A 16,013-nucleotide genomic window follows, 5' to 3' on the forward strand; every position below is an offset into this window, starting at 1 on the left:
GGGATCGAACGCGGGCTTCAGATCGCGATCATTCATCAGTAACGACCATGATGGAAAGAAAATCAGTAGTAATAGCCATGAGAGGAGGATATACGCACAGATCATTACCCTCCACGTTCATGATCTGGTAATAGACAACTGACGGAGTGGATGAACCACATATTTATATACTTCCTAGCGAAACGGAGCATTGATCCATGGTTAGGTCAGACGCGGACATGAGACGACGCGACTTCCTGAAAGCGACTACCGCCGGCGGAACGGTCGGCATCACGGCCCTCGCCGGCTGTTCCGGCGGCGGCGGTGGCGGCGACGACGGCTCCGGCGACGACGGCTCCGGCGACGACGGCTCCGGCGACGACGGCTCCGGCGATGACGACGGGTCCAGCGGCGAGAGCAACCTCCCGACGTACACCTACACCAACAACGCACAGAGCTACAACCCGCCGCGACACGACGCGATCAACCTCATCGCGAGCCAGTTCGACGAGGAGATGGGCCTCGACATCGAGGTCGACGTGCTCGAGTGGGGGACGCTGTTCAGCCGCGTCTCCGAGGAGTACGACTACAGCTTCGCGACGTGGCACACGTTCTTCGTCACGGAGCCGGTGACCGAGCTGGACAACCTGCTCAACTCCGGCAACACCGGATCGGGCGACGGCAACTACTCCGGCTACGAGAACGAGGAGCTCGACGAGCTGATGGGCAACTACCTGGCCGAGCCGGACGCGGACACCCGGATCGAGCAGTGCCACGAGATCCAGCGGAGCATCGTGGACGACGCGCCGATGATGCCGATCACGCACATGCCGATGCTCGGCGTCTACAACAACGAGCAGAGCAGCAACTGGGAGCCGGACCTCGCGACCGGGTTCAACTCCTACTGGACGATGATCAACCTGGAGATGGAGGGCGGCGAGGATACCCTGAAGGGGTACTGGCCGGAGACCCTCTCCACGATGAACGTGCTCGGCCACAACGGCGAGAACAAGCACGTCTACCAGTTCAACATGATGTACGACTACCTGGTCCAGCTCAACGCCGACGCCGAGCCGGCCCTGGACGTCAGTCTCGCGACGGAGATCGACCGCGTCGACGAGACCACGGTCGAGTACACCATCCGGACGGACCACTCGTGGCACGACGGCGAGGACCTCACCGCCGAGGACGTCGCGTTCTCGTACAACTACATCGTCGAGAACGAGGTTCCGTACTACTCCACGCAGACGCAGTACCTCGAGGGCGCAGAGGTCGTCGACGAGGAGACGGTCCGGATCAACATGTCCGAGCCCTTCGGACCGTTCCAGCTCGGCATCGCGAACCTCATCCCGATCATCCCCGAGCACAAGTGGGCCGACCGCGACAACCCGAGCCAGCAGGACATCGAGGAGCCGGTCGGCAGCGGTCCGATGATGTTCGACTACTGGGAGGAGGGCAGTGAGTTCGGCATGACGAAGTTCGAGGACCACTTCGCGCCCGTCGACTTCGATCGACGCTTCTGGCGCGTCATCCCCGAGGCGTCGACCGTCTGGGACAACCTCCTCGAGGGCGAACTCAACTACGAGCCGTTCGGCCGGCTCGACCGCCAGCTCAACGAGAACCAGGACGAGGACGTCATAACCGTCGAGTCCGAGCTCGCCCCGACCTTCTGGCACTTCACCGCGAACGAGCGCGAGGAGGGACTCGACGACCCCGTGCTCCGCAGGGCGCTGTACGAGGCCATCCCGCGGACGCCCATCGTCGACCAGATCCTCTTCGGCTTCCCGGAGCCCGGCTTCAACATCGTGTCGCCGGCGTTCGGTCCGCTCCACACCGAAGACGTAACGGAGTACGAGGAGAGCGTCGAAGCCGGGCGTAGCCGCCTCGAGGAGGCCGGCTACAGCTACGAGGACGGCGCGCTCCAGGCACCCGAATAGGACGAACCACCGTTTTGGACCCTCACGGCGCAATCTTTAAACGAATCACAAGGATACCAGTGACTAAGTAACATGGGAAAAGCTAGCTTCGTTGTCAGACGCACGCTCCAACTCGTCGTGACGTTGTGGGCGGTCGGAACCGTACTGTTCGGGCTGTTCAGGCTCATGCCTGGCGATCCGACGTCGTACGTCATTTCCTCGGGGATGACCCAGGAGGCCCGGAACAAGCTCATCGAGAGCTACGGGCTCAACGACCCGCTGTACGTCCAGTACTTCAGGTTCCTCGAGAACCTCGTCGTGTTGAACTTCGGCCAGTCGTTCCACTCGAACCAGCCCGTCACCGACATCATCGCGACGTACATGCCGAACACGCTCGTGTTGATGCTGACGGCGTTCGTCATCGCGTACATCCTCGGCATCACGCTCGGCGTGTTCTCGGGGTGGTACCGCGGCTCCCGGTTCGAGCGGAGCACGGTCATCACCGCGCTGACCGCCCGGAGCGTGCCGACCTTCTACGTCGGGCTCATCGTTCTGTGGATCTTCGGCGCCGAACTGGGGGTCATCCCGATGAGCGGCATGACCAGCCTGGGGACGGGCGGACAGAGCACCGGGTTCTTCGATATGGTCTTCACGGTCGACTTCCTCAAACACCTCATGGCGCCGGCGGCCGTGCTGGCGTTCTACTACATGGGATACCCGCTCTTGATCATGCGGACCAGCATGCTCGAGGTGCTCTCCGAGGACTTCATCGACGTCTGCCGGGCCAAGGGGCTCACGGAGCGGACGATCATGTTCAAACACGCCGCTCGCAACGCGCTCTTGCCGATCATCACGGCGGCCGCGATCGCCCTGGGATACGCCGTGGGTGGGAGCGTCCTCATCGAGACCGTGTTCGCGTGGCCGGGAATCGGTCGGGAGATGGTCCGTGCGGTCCTTCGGCGCGACTTCCCCGTCGCACAGGGGACGTTCATCGTGCTCGCGTCGACCATCATCTTCCTGAACTTCATCGCCGACCTCGCGTACGGCTACCTCGACCCACGCGTGACTTACGACTAGACCAATGGCCCAAGAAGAACAATCGACCGGGTCGATATACACCGACCTCGACGACAGCGGCTCCGACGAAGAGATCAACAAGTGGGAGCGGACGGCCCGCCTCTGGCGGGAGACCCTGAAGGAACACTGGGCGAAGCTGACCGACGAGCTGTCGGTCAAGCTCTCGATGCTCACCGTGGCAGCGTTCATGGTCATCGCGGTCTTCGCGCCGTTCATCGCGACCCACAGGCCGCTCGAGCGCCAGTACCAGGGTGACGCCGGCATCATCCAGGCGAAGTGGGCCGAACCCTCGCTGCTCGGCGGGGACACCGAGTACCTCCTCGGAACGACCGCCGAGGGGTTCGACATCTTCAGCCAGCTCGTGTACGGCACGCGCGCCGCGCTGTTGGTCGGGCTCATCGCCGCGATCTTCACCGCCGGCATCGGCACGCTCGTCGGGCTCGTCGCGGGCTACTACGGTGGGAAGGTCGACGACGCGCTGATGCGGATCGTCGACTTCCTGTACGGGATGCCGCTTCTGCCGACGGTCATCGTCCTCGTCGCGGTGCTCGGCCCCGACCTCTGGAACATCATCCTCGCGCTGATCATCCTCCAGTGGCGCTCGACCGCCCGCGTCATCCGTTCGCAGTCGCTGTCGTTACGTGAGCGGCCGTTCGTGAAGGCCGCGGAGGTCGCCGGCGCCGGCGACTGGCACATAATCAGCAGACACCTCGCGCCCAACGTGCTCCCGATGACGTTCCTCTACGGATCGTTCGGGATCGCGTGGGCGATCCTCGCCGAGGCGGGCATCTCGTTTATCGGCCTCGGCGACCCCAACACGGTCTCGTGGGGAACGATGCTACAGGCCTCCCGGGCCTACTCGGCGCTCTCGTTCGGCGCCTGGTGGTGGTTCGTGCCGCCGGGGATCTGTATCGGCCTGCTCGTCATCAGCGGCTTCCTCATCGGCCGTGGCTACGAAGAGATCACTAACCCCAAGATACAATGAGTCAACTGGAAGTCGAAGACCTCGAAGTCTACTACGAAACCGAGGAGGGGCCGGCACAGGCGGTCGACGGCGTCTCCTTCGAACTCGAAGAGGGCGAGAACCTCGGCGTCGTCGGAGAGTCGGGCTGTGGAAAGACCACGCTCGCGAAGGCGATCATCGGGATCCTCCCCGACGCCGGCTACATCAACGGCGGGAGCATCAACTTCAAGGGTGAGGACCTGACGGAGATGACCACCGCCCAGCGGCGTCGCCTCAAGTGGGAGGAGATCTCCATGATCGCCCAGTCGGCGATGAACTCGCTGGACCCGGTGTACACCATCCGCGAACAGATCGTGGAGGCCATCGAGACGCACCGCCCCGGAACCGGTCGCGTCGAGTCCGACGAGATCGTGACCGAGATGTTCGAACTCGTCGGCCTCGACCCGGACCGCGCCGACGACTACCCCCACCAGTTCTCCGGTGGGATGCGGCAGCGGGCCATGATCGCCATGGCGCTCGCGCTCGAGCCGTCGTTGATGTTGGCGGACGAGCCGACCACGGCGCTCGACGTGATCATGCAGGACCAGATCCTCAAGCGGATGAGCTCGATCCAGGAGGAGATCAACTCCTCCATGCTCGTGATCACCCACGACGTGAGCGTCGTGGCCGAGACCTGCGACCGCGTCCTCGTGATGTACGCGGGGAAGGTCGCGGAGGAGGGCCCCGTCGAGGAGATATTCGGCCAGCCGTATCACCCGTACACGATCGGGTTGAAGCGTGCGTTCCCGAACATCATGAAGACCGACCAGGACCTGCTTTCGATCGCGGGCTACCCGCCCGAGCTGATCGACCCGCCGCAGGGGTGCCGGTTCGCCGAACGGTGTCCGATGGCGACCGACAGGTGCCGCGAGGAGGAGCCGGAGGCACACTACAACAACGAGCTCCGCTCGTACTGCCACTACGCTGACGAGATAGACACCGAGCTCCGGCCGTACGCGGACGACCCGGGGACGTGGAGACAGACCGCCGCCGCCACCGACGGGGGTCTCGAGGAATGAGCCGAAACGAAGTCCTGCTCGAGGTCGACGACCTGAAGAAACACTTCAAGGTCAACCAGGGCTGGATCGCCAGCCTGGTCGAGAGCTTCGGCAGGGGATCGCCCGACTACGTTCACGCGGTCGACGGCGTCAGCTTCGAGCTCCGTGCGGGGGAGACCCTCGGGCTCGCCGGCGAGTCCGGCTGTGGGAAGACGACCACCGGCATGTCGCTGGTGAAGCTCCACGACCCGACCGCCGGCGACATCGTCTACGACGGCACGCGCCTCTCGGAGGCGAGCGACGAGGAGGTCAAGCAGTTCCGTCAGAACGCGCAGATGATCTTCCAGGACCCCTTCGAGAGCCTGAACCCGCGGATGACGGTGTACGACACCGTCGCCGAGCCGCTGCGGATCCACAACATCCGCAACGAGACGGCGCGGGTCCAGCGCGCGCTGGAGTTCGCGGAGCTGCTCCCGCCCGAGCAGTACTTCAATCAGTACCCCCACGAGCTGTCCGGCGGGCAGCGCCAGCGGGTCGCCATCGCGCGCGCGCTCGTGCTCGACCCGGACTTCATCGTCGCCGACGAGCCGGTGTCGATGCTGGACGTGAGCCTCCGTGCCGGGGTGTTATCGCTCCTCGACCGGATGACCGACGAGTTCGGCCTCTCGGTCGTCTACATCAGCCACGACCTCTCGCTACTCCGGCACATGTGTGACCGGCTGGCGATCATGTACATGGGCAAGATCGTCGAGAAGGGGCCGACCGATCAGGTCATCGAGAACCCACAGCACCCGTACACGCAGTCGCTCATCAACGCGGTGCCAGTTCCCGATCCCTCGGTCGGCCGCGAGCGGGTCGAGCTTCAGGGCGAGGTCGGCGACGTCATCGACATCCCGACCGGGTGTCGGTTCAAGGCCCGGTGTTCGGAGTACATCGGCGACGTGTGTGACCAGGTCATCCCGCCGCTGGAGGCGAAGACTGACTTCGAACAGGACGTCGCCTGTCACCTCTACGACAGCGCGGAGGGATACGACCCCTACGAGGAGATGACCGGAACCCCGAGCGCGGCGGAGACGGGCGAGGAGCCCGAATCCACGCCCGCGGACGACTAGTTTCTCCCGTCGACCGTCCGGGTCGTTCCCGGTCGACAACACGATACGGCTTCGCCGACGAGGGGTAGGTTCACCGACGACGACTAGTTTCGTCGACGAGGGCTAGTTTCGCTCCGTGAGAGGCGCTTCCATTCGAACGCCGGGAGCGGTCACCGCGAACGGGAGCCGGGACTTGTGTTTGTCACAGACGCCGGTCACCGTCCGCCGAACGTCGCCGATCCGGGAGACGGTCCGGAGCGCGTCCGGGGTGTATTCGAGCGACATGCCGTCGACTCGGCCGGCACGCTCGCCGTCTTCGAGCCGGTACGCCTCGGCGATCGGGAACTCGGCGGAGCCGCGGTCGGGACTGTCGATGCTCTTCCGGTCGATGTCCTTCGCGTAGAGGGCGCTCGCCGGGAAGACGCCGGAGCGCTGGACGCGCTCGAACTCGTCGCGGAACCACGGCCGCTTGAACCGTTCGACGTACACGTCGGCGTTCGCGCGGAGCGCAGTGGCGTCCGCGTCGCCGGCGGCGACCTCCAGGTGGCGGGCGTGGATCCGCGGCGGTTCGGAGAACCCGAGGCTCGGCACGCTGTTGCCCGTCGGATACGTGTCTTCCTCCCCAGCGGTGGTCGTGTTGTGGAGTAGTCGCTCGATCCGCCCGTTCGAGACCAGGCGCGTCGGCGTGGTCGGTTTGACCTCGGCGTCGTAGGCGCGGGCCGTCCAGGAGCCGGCGTGGACCGTGTCCTCGATCGCGAGCTCTGCCGGACCGATCCGGTCGCCGACGGCGTAGGGGCTCAGTCCCATATAGCAGGTGTCGCATTCGAGATAGTGGGAGACGAAGTGGAACAGCTGGCCGGCCGCCTCCGGACTCAACGCGACGGTCGTCTCGCCGGGCGACGTATCGACCGGGTCGGCGCTCGCGAGCGCCCGCGCGTCGGCGGCGGCAACCTCGAAGGCGTCCGTGACTTCCTCGAGGAAGGCGGCCCCCTCGGTGGAGCCGGCGTATCGGCTCACCTTCGGCCCGTCGGCGAGGGTGAGGCTGAAGTTCACCCGCGCCCGGTCGAGCGTCGTTCGGACGACGCTACCGGTCGTGGTTCCGACCGCCTCCTCGATGTGGGCGTCGTTGTAGTTGGCCCATCGTCGGTCGAGGTCGAGGTCGTCGGCTGCCGCGAGCCCCGCCTCGATCACGGAGACCTTCTCGTCGAGGTCGCGTTCGTGTATCCCCTCGCTCGCCCAGCCGCCGTGGGTCCCCCGGTGGGTGGTGTAGGCGTCGAAGCGTCCCGGCTCATCCTGGGCGAGCACCTGGCCGCTTCGGATCGCGCGGTCGGCCTCGTCGCGGAGCGCCTCCTCGTCGAGCGAGTTCGTGTAGCGGTAGTCGGCCGCACCGTCCGCGAAGACACGGAGCCACACGCCCGTCTCGGTGAACGCCGTCCGGTTTCGGGGACCGTCGTCGGTGACGACGATATCGGTCTTCTCCTGGTAGACGCCGCCCACTTCCGCGTACGACACCGCGTCGTCGGACTCGAGGCTGTCGAGCAACCAGTCCATCGCATCCAACACGTCCTCGCGTTCATCACTCATGAACGAGTGATCGCCGCTCTCACACATGAAACCCGTGACTTCCGGGAGCGGAGTCGAAACGGCGGGCGACCGGAGGGAAACCGAAACGGCTGCCGGCTGGAGGACGTCGCACGGCTCAGCGACCGTTCTCGCGGCGTTGCTCCTCGGCTTCGGCCTCGTACTGTCTCGCCACCCGCTTCTCGTGGAGCTTCTTTTTGTACTCCCAGTAGCCGGCGCCGAGAATCAGCACGCCGAGCGCGACGCCCTGAAAGGGTGCGCCGATCGTCGTGAAATAACCGACCGAACCGATCGCGAAGAGTAGCGAGAGCCCGAGCGTCGCCCTCGCCCATCGCTGTCTCGGGAGGCGAGGGAAGTCCATACGCGTAGATTCGCCTCGGGGCGTATCAACGTTGGCCTTCGGAACCTCCCCCTCGACGCGTCTAGCTCGCGCTCCCGTACGTCTCCTGGAGGTACTCGACGATGTCGTCGCTCTCGGGCATCCCGTCGATCCCGTTCGCCTCGTCGACGAGGACGGGAACGCCCGTCTGGCCGCTCACCTCCTCGACTTCGGTCCGGTCCCCGTGTGCGCGCGGGACCACGACCGACTCGTACTCGAGGCCGAGTTCGGCGAGCGTCTCCCTGACTTTCGCACAGTACGGGCAACTCTCCAGTTCGTAGAGTTTCAGGTCCGTCATCGCTCGTGGATACGGGCCGGGGAGATAAAGAACCTCGGCGGTCGGTGTACCCAGCGCGCACGGACGTACCGCGACGGTTCACCCCCGACGATACCGACGGCCGCGCTACAGGATCACGTCGCGCGTCTGGAGCACGTAGTAGACGGCGAGCAGGGCCGCGATGACGTACTGGCCGAGGTCGACGTCGTCGTACTCGCCGGTCGCGACCTTGATGATCGGGTAGGCGACGATGCCCGCAGCGAGCCCGTCGGCGATGGAGTAGGCGAACGGCATCACGGTGACGGTGAGGCCGGCGGAGACGGCCCACGCGGGGTCGTTCCAGTCGACCTCGACGAGTCCCTGGAGCATCATCACGCCGACGACGATCAGCGCGATGAAGGAGGCGTACGAGGGGATGGCGGCCACGACCGGGATCACGGCGAGCGAGGCGAGGAACAGGAGCGCGACGACCAGCGCGGTGAGGCCGGTCCGACCGCCCTCCTCGACGCCGGTCGACGACTCGATGAACGTCGTCACGGTGGAGGTGCCGAGCACCGCGCCGGCGGTGGTGCCGACCGCGTCGGCCATCAGCGGCTTGTCCATCTCCGGCAGGTCACCCTCGTCGTCGAGGAAGTCGCCGAACTGCGAGACGCCGATGAGGGTCCCGGCGGTGTCGAAGAAGTCGACGAAGAAGAACGTGAACACGACCAGCGCGAACGTGAGTGGGTCGACGCCGGCGAGCCCGTCGACGAACGCGCCCGCGAGCGGCGTGATGTCGTACTGGGCGGACGGCAGCGTCTCGGGAGTGACCGTCCCGCGGTCGAAGAGCCCGCCGAGGGTGAGCGCCCACCCCGCAGCCGACGTGACCAGGATGCCGATCACGATGCTCCCGGTGACGTTCCGCGCCCACAACGCGAACGTCAACACGAGTCCGGCGAGGCCGAGGATCGCCCACGGGTTCCCGAAGATCCCGCCGAGCGTGACGAGCGTCGCGTCGTCGGGGACGACGATCTGGAGCTCTTGGAAGCCGATGAAAAGCAGGAACAGCCCGATCCCGGCGCCGACCGACCGCTTCACGGGTTCGGGGAACAGCCGAATGACGTACTCGCGGGCGCCGATAGCGGTCAGGGCCATGAACAGCACGCCCTCGACGAAGACGGCCGCCAGCGCCGTCTGCCACGGGATCCCGAGGCCCAACACGACCGTGAACGCGAAGAAGGCGTTGAGCCCGAGCCCGGGGGCGAGCCCGAACGGCCGGTTGGCGTACAGCGCCATCACGAGCGTCGCGAGCGCCGAGGAGAGGATCGTCGCGATCGCGATCATCTGGACCACCTCGAAGAACTCGTAGCCCGGGATCTGGATCGCCTCGGCGAGGATGAACGGGTTCACCACGATGATGTACGACATCGCGAGGAACGTCGTGAGCCCCGCCACCAACTCGGTCCGGAAGTCCGACCCGTGCCCTTCGACGTCGAACCGCGTCGCCAACGTGTCTGCGATCCCCATTGGTTACTCGTGGATACTCCCGGTGTCAAACATAAACATTGCTACCTGAAATGCGCAGATATACACAAGTATGGGTAGTGCCCCGCGCGATCCGTCCTCTCGACGGCAAGAATTGGCCGAACGTGCGTGCGAGACGACACAGAGACGGGTTCGATCCCTACTCGAAGGTGGTCAGCGCACCCACCGGCGCGTCGGTGATCTCGCGGGCCCGACGCATCCCCTCGTCGCCGACGGCGATGAGCGTGAACACGCCGACGACGTCGGCGTCGGCCTGAAGCGCGATGTCGAGGAGGAGCTCCTGGGTCTCGCCCGACCGGATCAGGTCGTCGACGACGAGGACGGTGTCGCCCGCCTCGATGGCGCGTTTCGGCAGGTAGTAGGTGAGCTCGATGCCGGAGGCGAGCCGCTGGCGCGACTCGATGAACTCCTCGACCGCGGTCTCCTTCGACTTCTTGGCGTACGCCAGCCGGGCGTCGAAGAAGGAGGCCATCGCCGCGCCCAGGGTGATCCCGTCGGTCGCTGCGGTGAGCACCACGTCGGGCGAGGCGAACTCGAAGGTCTCGGCGGCGACGGGCGCGACCAGATCGAGGAAGGACTGATCGAAGACGACGCCGCTATTGTCGACGTATCCCTCGTCGTCGAAGGCGACGCGGGCGACGAGTTCGTCGGCGAGTGCGTCGCGGCCGACCTCGGAGACGACCTCGCGCGCCCGGTCGGCACCGGGGAGCACGTGGCCGTTCACGTACCGGTTGAGGTCGCCCGCCGGCAACCCCGTGAGCGTCGACAGCTCCTCGTACGTCCGCGTCTCCTTCAGCGTCCGCAACACGGCGACCGCCTGTAGCTGGAGGGCCGCCTTCTCTGCGCGGTTCATGCCAATGATCGCGATCGCACAAGTATGAATACATCGAAGTTCAGCCGGGCGAGGGTATCCACGAACGGGCCACTCCGCGTCGGCTACCGCTCGCGGACGACGACGAACTCCGCCAGATCGCGGAGGTACTCGAGCGCTTCCGTCTCGGGCGGGTCCGCTTCCTCGAGCGCGGCGAGCGCGAGCTCGGACTGTCTGCGCGCCCGCTCGTCGACCTCCGCCGGCGAGAGCGAGGTCACCTGGACGACGCTCGGCCGGTCCATCTCGGCGTCCTGACCGGTCGGCTTCCCGAGGTCGTCGGCGTCGGCGGTGGCGTCGAGCACGTCGTCGCGCATCTGGAAGGCGACGCCGACGCGCTCGGCGTACTCGCCGAAGGACTCGATCGCGGACGGCTCCGCGCCGCCCGCGACCGCGCCGAGCTCCGCGGCAGCACGGAACAGCGCGCCGGTCTTCCGGCGGGCGAGCTCCATGTACTCGGCCTCCGTGGTCGGGCGGGCAGCGAGCTCCGTCGCTTCCCCCTCGCCGAGTTCGACCATCGCCTCGGCGACGGTCCGCATCGCCCGCTCGTCGGCCGAGAAGAGCGCGAACGCCTCGCCGAGGAGCCCGTCGCTCGTGATCATCGCCGGACCGTAGCCGAACTCGGCCCACGCGGAGGGCGTCCCGCGGCGGACGTCCGAGCGGTCGATGATGTCGTCGATCACGAGCGAGGCGTTGTGGACGAACTCGATGCCAGCCGCGAAGTCGACCGCGTCGTCGGCGTCGCCGTCGAACGCCTCGCAGGCGAGGATCGTCACCGCCGGGCGCACGCGCTTGCCGCCCGCGAGCACGACGTGTGCGAGCTCGTCGGACAGCTCGGCGGGCTCGACGCGGTCGATGACCGCCTCGATCCGTTCTTCGACCAGCGCGACCCGGCGCTCCAGGTACTCCATCTACCGAAGGGAGGGGACGGCCGCGCAAAGGCCTAACGGAACGGCCGGACGGGAAGCGGATCGGATCTCGAGCTGAGGCCACGCCGGCGTCACGGCGTCCTCGAGTCGCCGACCTACCGGAACCGGATCCCGAGGTCGTGGAACCCCGCGTTGTTGCTCGCGACGTTGATGAGGAGCGGCGTGAGCCCCTCGATCTCGGGAGCGTTCGCGAGCCCGCCGGCGTCGAGCGCGCGGAGCCCCTCGATCCCTTCGGCGATATCCGTCACGATCCCCTTCGCGTCCCCGTCGTCGCCGATCACGAGCGTGTCGATCCCGAGCTCCGCGTCGAGGTTCGCGAGGCGGCCAGCTGCGAGGTTGTGGAACGCGCCGACGACGGCGACGCCCTCGGGGGCCGCGTCGGCCACGATCCGCGTCACCGAGCCCGCGCCGGGTTTGTGGTAGTGGAAGCCGTCCTCGTCGCGTTTCATCCCGGTCGCCGGCGAGACGAGGATGTCGCCGTCGTCGAGCGCGTCCGCGACCTCCTCGACCGTGTCGCCGACGTGGTACGGCGGGACCGCGAGTACGACCACGTCGGCCCGCTCCACGGCCGCGACGTTCTCGTGGCCCGTCACCTCGCGGTCGAGCCCGCGGCTGTCGAGCTCCGTGGTGTACTCCCCGGCTTTCGTCTCGGCCTTCTCGGCGTCGCGCGACCCGATCAGGACCTCGTGGGACGTGTCGGCTGTAAGGCGGAGCGCGAGCCCCTCCCCGATGTCGCCGGTGCCGCCGAGTATCGCGATGTCCATGGGATCCGTGGGCGCGTTACGACCTTAGGGGTTGCGTGACCGGCCGTCCTCGCCAGCGGGGGACCTCTCCCCACGGCCGCCGGGCACGTTCGGTGCGTCTATGCCACACCCGGTCCACCCGACCGACTACGGGTCCCGGCCCGACGCCGACGAGGCGCTCGACGTCGCCCGCTCACGCGCGTATCTCGATCAGCAGGTCCGACTCCGGCGAGTCGCCCATGACCGACCGGACGCGGTCCCACGAGAGGTCCGCGCGGGCGGTGACGGTCCCGGCCGCGATCGCGCCGCAGGCGTTGGCGACGAGGAGCGGCACCTGGTACTCCCGCGGGTCGTGGGTGAACCCGCCGCCCGCTATCTCGGGCTCCCTGAGCGCTGTACCGAGGAACCCCGCCGCGAACGCGTCGCCCGCGCCGGCCGTGTCGACCGCGTCGACGTTGAACCCCGGATGCGAGACGTCCCCCTGGGGAGTGTGGACCGTCGCGCCGTCCCCGCCGTGTTTGACCGCCACCACGCGGTCCTCGGGCGTGCGAGGGTCGATGTCGGTCGCGTCCGCCAGCGCGTCCGCCTCCCGGTCGTTCACGAAGATCAGGTCCGCGGCGTGGAGCACCGCGTCGTACCCGCGGTCGGTCACCCGGCGGCCGGGGTCGAAGCTCCGCGTCGGGCCGAGTTCGGCGGCGGTCGTCGCCAGCGCAGCCGCGGTCTCGGGTCGCTGGCCCGTCAGGTGGAGGTGGTCGGCGGACGCGAGCGTCTCGCGGTCGAGGTCGCCCGCCGAGAACGTCTCGTTCGCGCCGTCGTTGGCGAGCATCAACAGCTCGCCGTTCCCGTCGACGATCACGTAGGTGACCGAGGTGGGCTCGGCGGCGGCGACGAGCACGTGGCCGGGGTCGACGCCCGCGCTCGCGAGCTCGCGGAGCGCGAGCGCGCCGGACTCGTCGCCGCCGACGCTCCCGAAGACGACCGACCGTCCGCCGAGGCCGACGACGCCGACCGCGACGTTGGCGGCGCTGCCGCCGCCCGACTGTTCGAGCCGTTCGATCCGGGTCTCCCCGTCGCGTTCGGGCAACTCGTCGACGTGGATCGTCACGTCCCAGTTGATGTGGCCCGCGGAGATCACCGCCGGCGGTCCGCCCGACGACGCCGGTTCGAGGTCCGGGTCGTCCGTGGGTTCGACCTCGCCCGCGTCGGGGATGGCACGCTCCTCGGAGGCGTCACCGCTCACGGCTCTGCCCACGGCTCGGCGGCCCCCTCGCCGAACAGCTCCCGCATCAGCGTCACGATGCTCTCCGGGGGGAACTGCCCGTGTTCGGTCACGATGGCGTCCATGTACCGCGGCGGCGTCACGTCGAAGGCGGGGTTCTCGACCGCGATGTCGCCGATCCCCTCGCGCGTCTCCGGGGCGATCACCTCCGCTTCGTCGCGCATCTCTATCTCCACGGTGTGGCCCGTCAGCGTCTCCGGGTGGAGCTTGATCGTCTGTGCGGCGGTCATGACCGGGACGCCGCGCTCGCGGGCGTTGACCGCCAACCCGGAGGTGCCGATCTTGTTGATGACGCCGCCGTCGGCGGCGATCGAGTCGGCCCCGACGAGCACGTGGTCCACCTCGTTCAGGTAGCGCCGCGCCGCGGAGTCGACGATGAGCGTGACGGGGACGCCCACCTCCCGGAGCTGTTCGGCGGTGATGTGCCCCTGATTTCGTGGCCGCGTCTCCTTGACTATCGCCTCGATCTCCTTGCCCCCCTCGACGGCCGCCTCGATACACGCGAGCGCGTCCGTCGAGTGACAGTGGGTCATCACCGTGTCGCCGTCGGCGAGGCGGTTCGCGCCCACCTTCCCGAGGTCCTCCTGGGCGCGGTCGAGCTGTTCGACGAACTCCGCGACCGCGTCGGTCACGCTCTCTCTGAGGGCGTCGACGGTCCGACCCTCCATCCGTCGCAGGACGTACCGGAGCGCGTTCGGCAACGAGACGGCCGTCGGGCGCGTCTCACGGAGCCGTCTGGCGGCTGTACGCATCGACGCACGGAACGCCGCGGGCGAGTCGGCCTCGACCTCCCGCGCCTGCGTGCCGAGCGCCTCCGCGGCGCCGGCCGCGATCGTCGCCGCGCCGCGGATCTCCATCGACGCGATCGCCGCGGACGTCTCCTCGACGTCGGTGGCGAGTCGGTGGTCGGTCATGTCGATACCGTTTCCCGCGGGACGGATATAACCCCGCTCGGCCCGCTCCCGGTCTCAGGCGTCGTCCGGCTGCTGACCGTAACTCTCGAAGCGCTCCTCGACGGCTGTGAGCTGTTCGTCCGTGAGGAGGTTCGGCTCGCCGATCGCGGAGGACCGAACGTAGAGCCGACAGAGGTCCTCGACGTGGTGTGTGTTCTCGATCGCCGTCTCGAGGTCGGGACCGGTCACCACGAGCCCGTGGTTCGCGAGGATCGCGGCGTCCGAGCCGGCGTCGGCCATCGCTGTGACGACGTTGACAGCGAGTTCCTCCGTCCCGTACGGCGCGTAGTCGGCCAGCGGCACCTCCCGACCCACCGCGACGATCATGTAGTGGACCGGCGGGAGCGACAGCCCGAGCGTCGCCAGCGTCGTCGCCCAGGGCGAGTGGGTGTGGACGATCGCGCCGGGTCGCGCGTGCTCGTAGATCCCCGTGTGCATCGGTACCTCGCTCGAGGGGGCCATCCGCCCCGCCCGGCGCTCGCCGTCGAGGCCGACGACCGGCACGTCCGCCGCGTCGAAGGCGTCGTACGCCACGCCGGTTGGCGTGACGGCGAAGGCGTCGCCGTTTCGAACGCTCAGGTTTCCCGTCCGCCCCGGCGTCAGCTCCGCGAGCGCGGGCGCGTACGCCACGACCGCCTCGCGCTCGGGACGGAAGCTCACGCGAGCACCTCCGGCAGCGTCGCCAACTCGTCGATCCGGTGGTCGGGTCGCCGGGGACCGGCCAGGTCGTCCGCCGTCGGGTCCTCGCCCGTCCCGCCCGTGAAGAGGACCGTCTCCATGCCGACGGCGTTTCCCCCCTCCACGTCCGCGACGACGTTATCACCGACCATGACAGCCTCGCTCGGCCGGACGTCGAGCGCGGAGAGCGCCGCTGTGAACGGGAGGGCGCTCGGCTTCTCCCGGCCGACCTCCTCCGAGGTGACGAGCCGGTCGACGCGGTCGTCGACCCCGAGCCGGGCCAGCTTGCGTAGCTGAACCCGCGTCGTGAGGTTCGTCACGACGACGATCGCGAGGCCGCTCTCACGGAGCGCGTCGAGCGTCGCCTCGACGCCATCGAAGAGTTCCATCTCCGCCACGTATCCGTCCCAGTACGCCTCGCCGAGCGCGAACGCGTCCGCGGCGTCGTGGACGTCGGCGTGAATCCGGAGCGCCCGCTTGAAGTAGACGAACCGGTCGTGGGAGGCGGCCGTCCCGCGGAGTTCGCGTTTGGCGTCCGCGCGTGCCCTCGCGTACAGCTCGTCGAACCGTCCGCGGTCGAAGTCGTAGCCGCGTTCGCGGAACGCCGACAGCGCCGCCCGCTTGCCCGCCTCGTTACAGGGGCCGTACGGGTAGAGGGTGTTATCGAGGTCGAAACAAACCGCTTCGTACTCCATGTCCGACCCTCGCGGGGCCGCGACTTAAGCGTGGTTCGGGGAG

At 67.6% G+C, this 16,013-nt stretch carries 16 protein-coding genes; 5 read left to right on the plus strand and 11 right to left on the minus strand.

Annotated elements, in window-relative coordinates; translation table 11 throughout:
* The first annotated feature begins 218 nt into the window (after positions 1–218).
* From DQW50_RS11240 to DQW50_RS11260, 5 genes are all read left to right on the plus strand, one after another.
* Positions 219–1,916 (plus strand): ABC transporter substrate-binding protein, encoded by a 1,698-nt coding sequence (locus tag DQW50_RS11240; RefSeq protein ID WP_241964402.1) that lies wholly within the window; start codon positions 219–221, stop codon positions 1,914–1,916.
* A 72-nt stretch (positions 1,917–1,988) separates the two neighbouring features.
* Positions 1,989–2,972, plus strand: coding sequence for an ABC transporter permease (locus DQW50_RS11245; protein ID WP_112079368.1), 984 nt, complete (start codon positions 1,989–1,991; stop codon positions 2,970–2,972).
* Positions 2,973–2,976: 4 nt separating this feature from the next.
* Positions 2,977–3,957, plus strand: a complete 981-nt coding sequence (locus DQW50_RS11250; RefSeq protein ID WP_112079369.1) for an ABC transporter permease — start codon at positions 2,977–2,979, stop codon at positions 3,955–3,957.
* A complete protein-coding gene (locus tag DQW50_RS11255; RefSeq protein WP_112079370.1) occupies positions 3,954–4,994 on the plus strand; it encodes an ABC transporter ATP-binding protein in 1,041 nt (346 codons plus the stop codon). The genes DQW50_RS11250 and DQW50_RS11255 overlap by 4 nt, the downstream gene beginning before the upstream one ends.
* Entirely contained in the window at positions 4,991–6,085 is a 1,095-nt protein-coding gene (locus DQW50_RS11260; protein ID WP_112079371.1) for an ABC transporter ATP-binding protein, read from the plus strand. Before DQW50_RS11255 ends, DQW50_RS11260 begins: the two co-directional genes overlap by 4 nt.
* A gap of 102 nt (positions 6,086–6,187) precedes the next feature.
* Here the strand turns inward: DQW50_RS11260 and DQW50_RS11265 are convergent, their stop codons facing one another.
* From DQW50_RS11265 to DQW50_RS11315, 11 genes are all read right to left on the minus strand, one after another.
* Positions 6,188–7,648 carry a metallopeptidase TldD-related protein gene (locus tag DQW50_RS11265; protein ID WP_112079404.1) on the minus strand — a complete coding sequence of 487 codons (1,461 nt, stop codon included), beginning with the start codon at positions 7,646–7,648 and terminating at the stop codon, positions 6,188–6,190.
* A gap of 115 nt (positions 7,649–7,763) precedes the next feature.
* On the minus strand, positions 7,764–8,006 hold the full coding sequence (locus DQW50_RS11270) for a hypothetical protein (protein ID WP_112079372.1): 243 nt from the start codon (positions 8,004–8,006) through the stop codon (positions 7,764–7,766).
* A gap of 61 nt (positions 8,007–8,067) precedes the next feature.
* Positions 8,068–8,322 carry a glutathione S-transferase N-terminal domain-containing protein gene (locus DQW50_RS11275; protein ID WP_112079373.1) on the minus strand — a complete coding sequence of 85 codons (255 nt, stop codon included), beginning with the start codon at positions 8,320–8,322 and terminating at the stop codon, positions 8,068–8,070.
* Between the two features lie 105 nt (positions 8,323–8,427).
* Entirely contained in the window at positions 8,428–9,807 is a 1,380-nt protein-coding gene (locus DQW50_RS11280; protein WP_112079374.1) for an NCS2 family permease, read from the minus strand.
* A gap of 157 nt (positions 9,808–9,964) precedes the next feature.
* Positions 9,965–10,678: a phosphoribosyltransferase family protein gene (locus DQW50_RS11285; RefSeq protein ID WP_112079375.1), complete on the minus strand. Its 714-nt coding sequence runs from the start codon at positions 10,676–10,678 to the stop codon at positions 9,965–9,967.
* Positions 10,679–10,761: 83 nt separating this feature from the next.
* Positions 10,762–11,604 carry a polyprenyl synthetase family protein gene (locus DQW50_RS11290; RefSeq protein WP_112079376.1) on the minus strand — a complete coding sequence of 281 codons (843 nt, stop codon included), beginning with the start codon at positions 11,602–11,604 and terminating at the stop codon, positions 10,762–10,764.
* Positions 11,605–11,717: 113 nt separating this feature from the next.
* Positions 11,718–12,386 (minus strand): NADPH-dependent F420 reductase, encoded by a 669-nt coding sequence (npdG, locus tag DQW50_RS11295; RefSeq protein WP_112079377.1) that lies wholly within the window; start codon positions 12,384–12,386, stop codon positions 11,718–11,720.
* Between the two features lie 172 nt (positions 12,387–12,558).
* Positions 12,559–13,605 carry a carbohydrate kinase family protein gene (locus DQW50_RS11300; protein WP_241964403.1) on the minus strand — a complete coding sequence of 349 codons (1,047 nt, stop codon included), beginning with the start codon at positions 13,603–13,605 and terminating at the stop codon, positions 12,559–12,561.
* Positions 13,602–14,558: a ribose 1,5-bisphosphate isomerase gene (locus DQW50_RS11305; RefSeq protein ID WP_112079379.1), complete on the minus strand. Its 957-nt coding sequence runs from the start codon at positions 14,556–14,558 to the stop codon at positions 13,602–13,604. The genes DQW50_RS11300 and DQW50_RS11305 overlap by 4 nt, the downstream gene beginning before the upstream one ends.
* Before the next feature lie 54 nt (positions 14,559–14,612).
* Positions 14,613–15,257 (minus strand): class II aldolase/adducin family protein, encoded by a 645-nt coding sequence (locus DQW50_RS11310; protein ID WP_112079380.1) that lies wholly within the window; start codon positions 15,255–15,257, stop codon positions 14,613–14,615.
* Positions 15,254–15,970 carry an HAD family hydrolase gene (locus DQW50_RS11315; RefSeq protein ID WP_112079381.1) on the minus strand — a complete coding sequence of 239 codons (717 nt, stop codon included), beginning with the start codon at positions 15,968–15,970 and terminating at the stop codon, positions 15,254–15,256. Before DQW50_RS11315 ends, DQW50_RS11310 begins: the two co-directional genes overlap by 4 nt.
* Between the last annotated feature and the right edge of the window lie 43 nt (positions 15,971–16,013).

Origin of the sequence: Halorubrum sp. 48-1-W (genome assembly GCF_003287355.1) — an archaeon.
In the GTDB taxonomy this organism is placed as follows: domain Archaea; phylum Halobacteriota; class Halobacteria; order Halobacteriales; family Haloferacaceae; genus Halorubrum.

What these genes read in the sequence shown, in the direction of transcription:
- npdG (WP_112079377.1), bottom strand. Translation starts at nt 12,386, where the DNA reads ATGGACATCGCGATACTCGGCGGCACCGGCGACATCGGGGAGGGGCTC.
- DQW50_RS11305 (WP_112079379.1), bottom strand. Translation starts at nt 14,558, where the DNA reads ATGACCGACCACCGACTCGCCACCGACGTCGAGGAGACGTCCGCGGCG.
- DQW50_RS11285 (WP_112079375.1), bottom strand. Translation starts at nt 10,678, where the DNA reads ATGAACCGCGCAGAGAAGGCGGCCCTCCAGCTACAGGCGGTCGCCGTG.
- DQW50_RS11270 (WP_112079372.1), bottom strand. Translation starts at nt 8,006, where the DNA reads ATGGACTTCCCTCGCCTCCCGAGACAGCGATGGGCGAGGGCGACGCTC.
- DQW50_RS11290 (WP_112079376.1), bottom strand. Translation starts at nt 11,604, where the DNA reads ATGGAGTACCTGGAGCGCCGGGTCGCGCTGGTCGAAGAACGGATCGAG.
- DQW50_RS11250 (WP_112079369.1), top strand. Translation starts at nt 2,977, where the DNA reads ATGGCCCAAGAAGAACAATCGACCGGGTCGATATACACCGACCTCGAC.
- DQW50_RS11245 (WP_112079368.1), top strand. Translation starts at nt 1,989, where the DNA reads ATGGGAAAAGCTAGCTTCGTTGTCAGACGCACGCTCCAACTCGTCGTG.
- DQW50_RS11315 (WP_112079381.1), bottom strand. Translation starts at nt 15,970, where the DNA reads ATGGAGTACGAAGCGGTTTGTTTCGACCTCGATAACACCCTCTACCCG.
- DQW50_RS11275 (WP_112079373.1), bottom strand. Translation starts at nt 8,322, where the DNA reads ATGACGGACCTGAAACTCTACGAACTGGAGAGTTGCCCGTACTGTGCG.
- DQW50_RS11255 (WP_112079370.1), top strand. Translation starts at nt 3,954, where the DNA reads ATGAGTCAACTGGAAGTCGAAGACCTCGAAGTCTACTACGAAACCGAG.
- DQW50_RS11265 (WP_112079404.1), bottom strand. Translation starts at nt 7,648, where the DNA reads ATGAGTGATGAACGCGAGGACGTGTTGGATGCGATGGACTGGTTGCTC.
- DQW50_RS11240 (WP_241964402.1), top strand. Translation starts at nt 219, where the DNA reads ATGAGACGACGCGACTTCCTGAAAGCGACTACCGCCGGCGGAACGGTC.
- DQW50_RS11260 (WP_112079371.1), top strand. Translation starts at nt 4,991, where the DNA reads ATGAGCCGAAACGAAGTCCTGCTCGAGGTCGACGACCTGAAGAAACAC.
- DQW50_RS11280 (WP_112079374.1), bottom strand. Translation starts at nt 9,807, where the DNA reads ATGGGGATCGCAGACACGTTGGCGACGCGGTTCGACGTCGAAGGGCAC.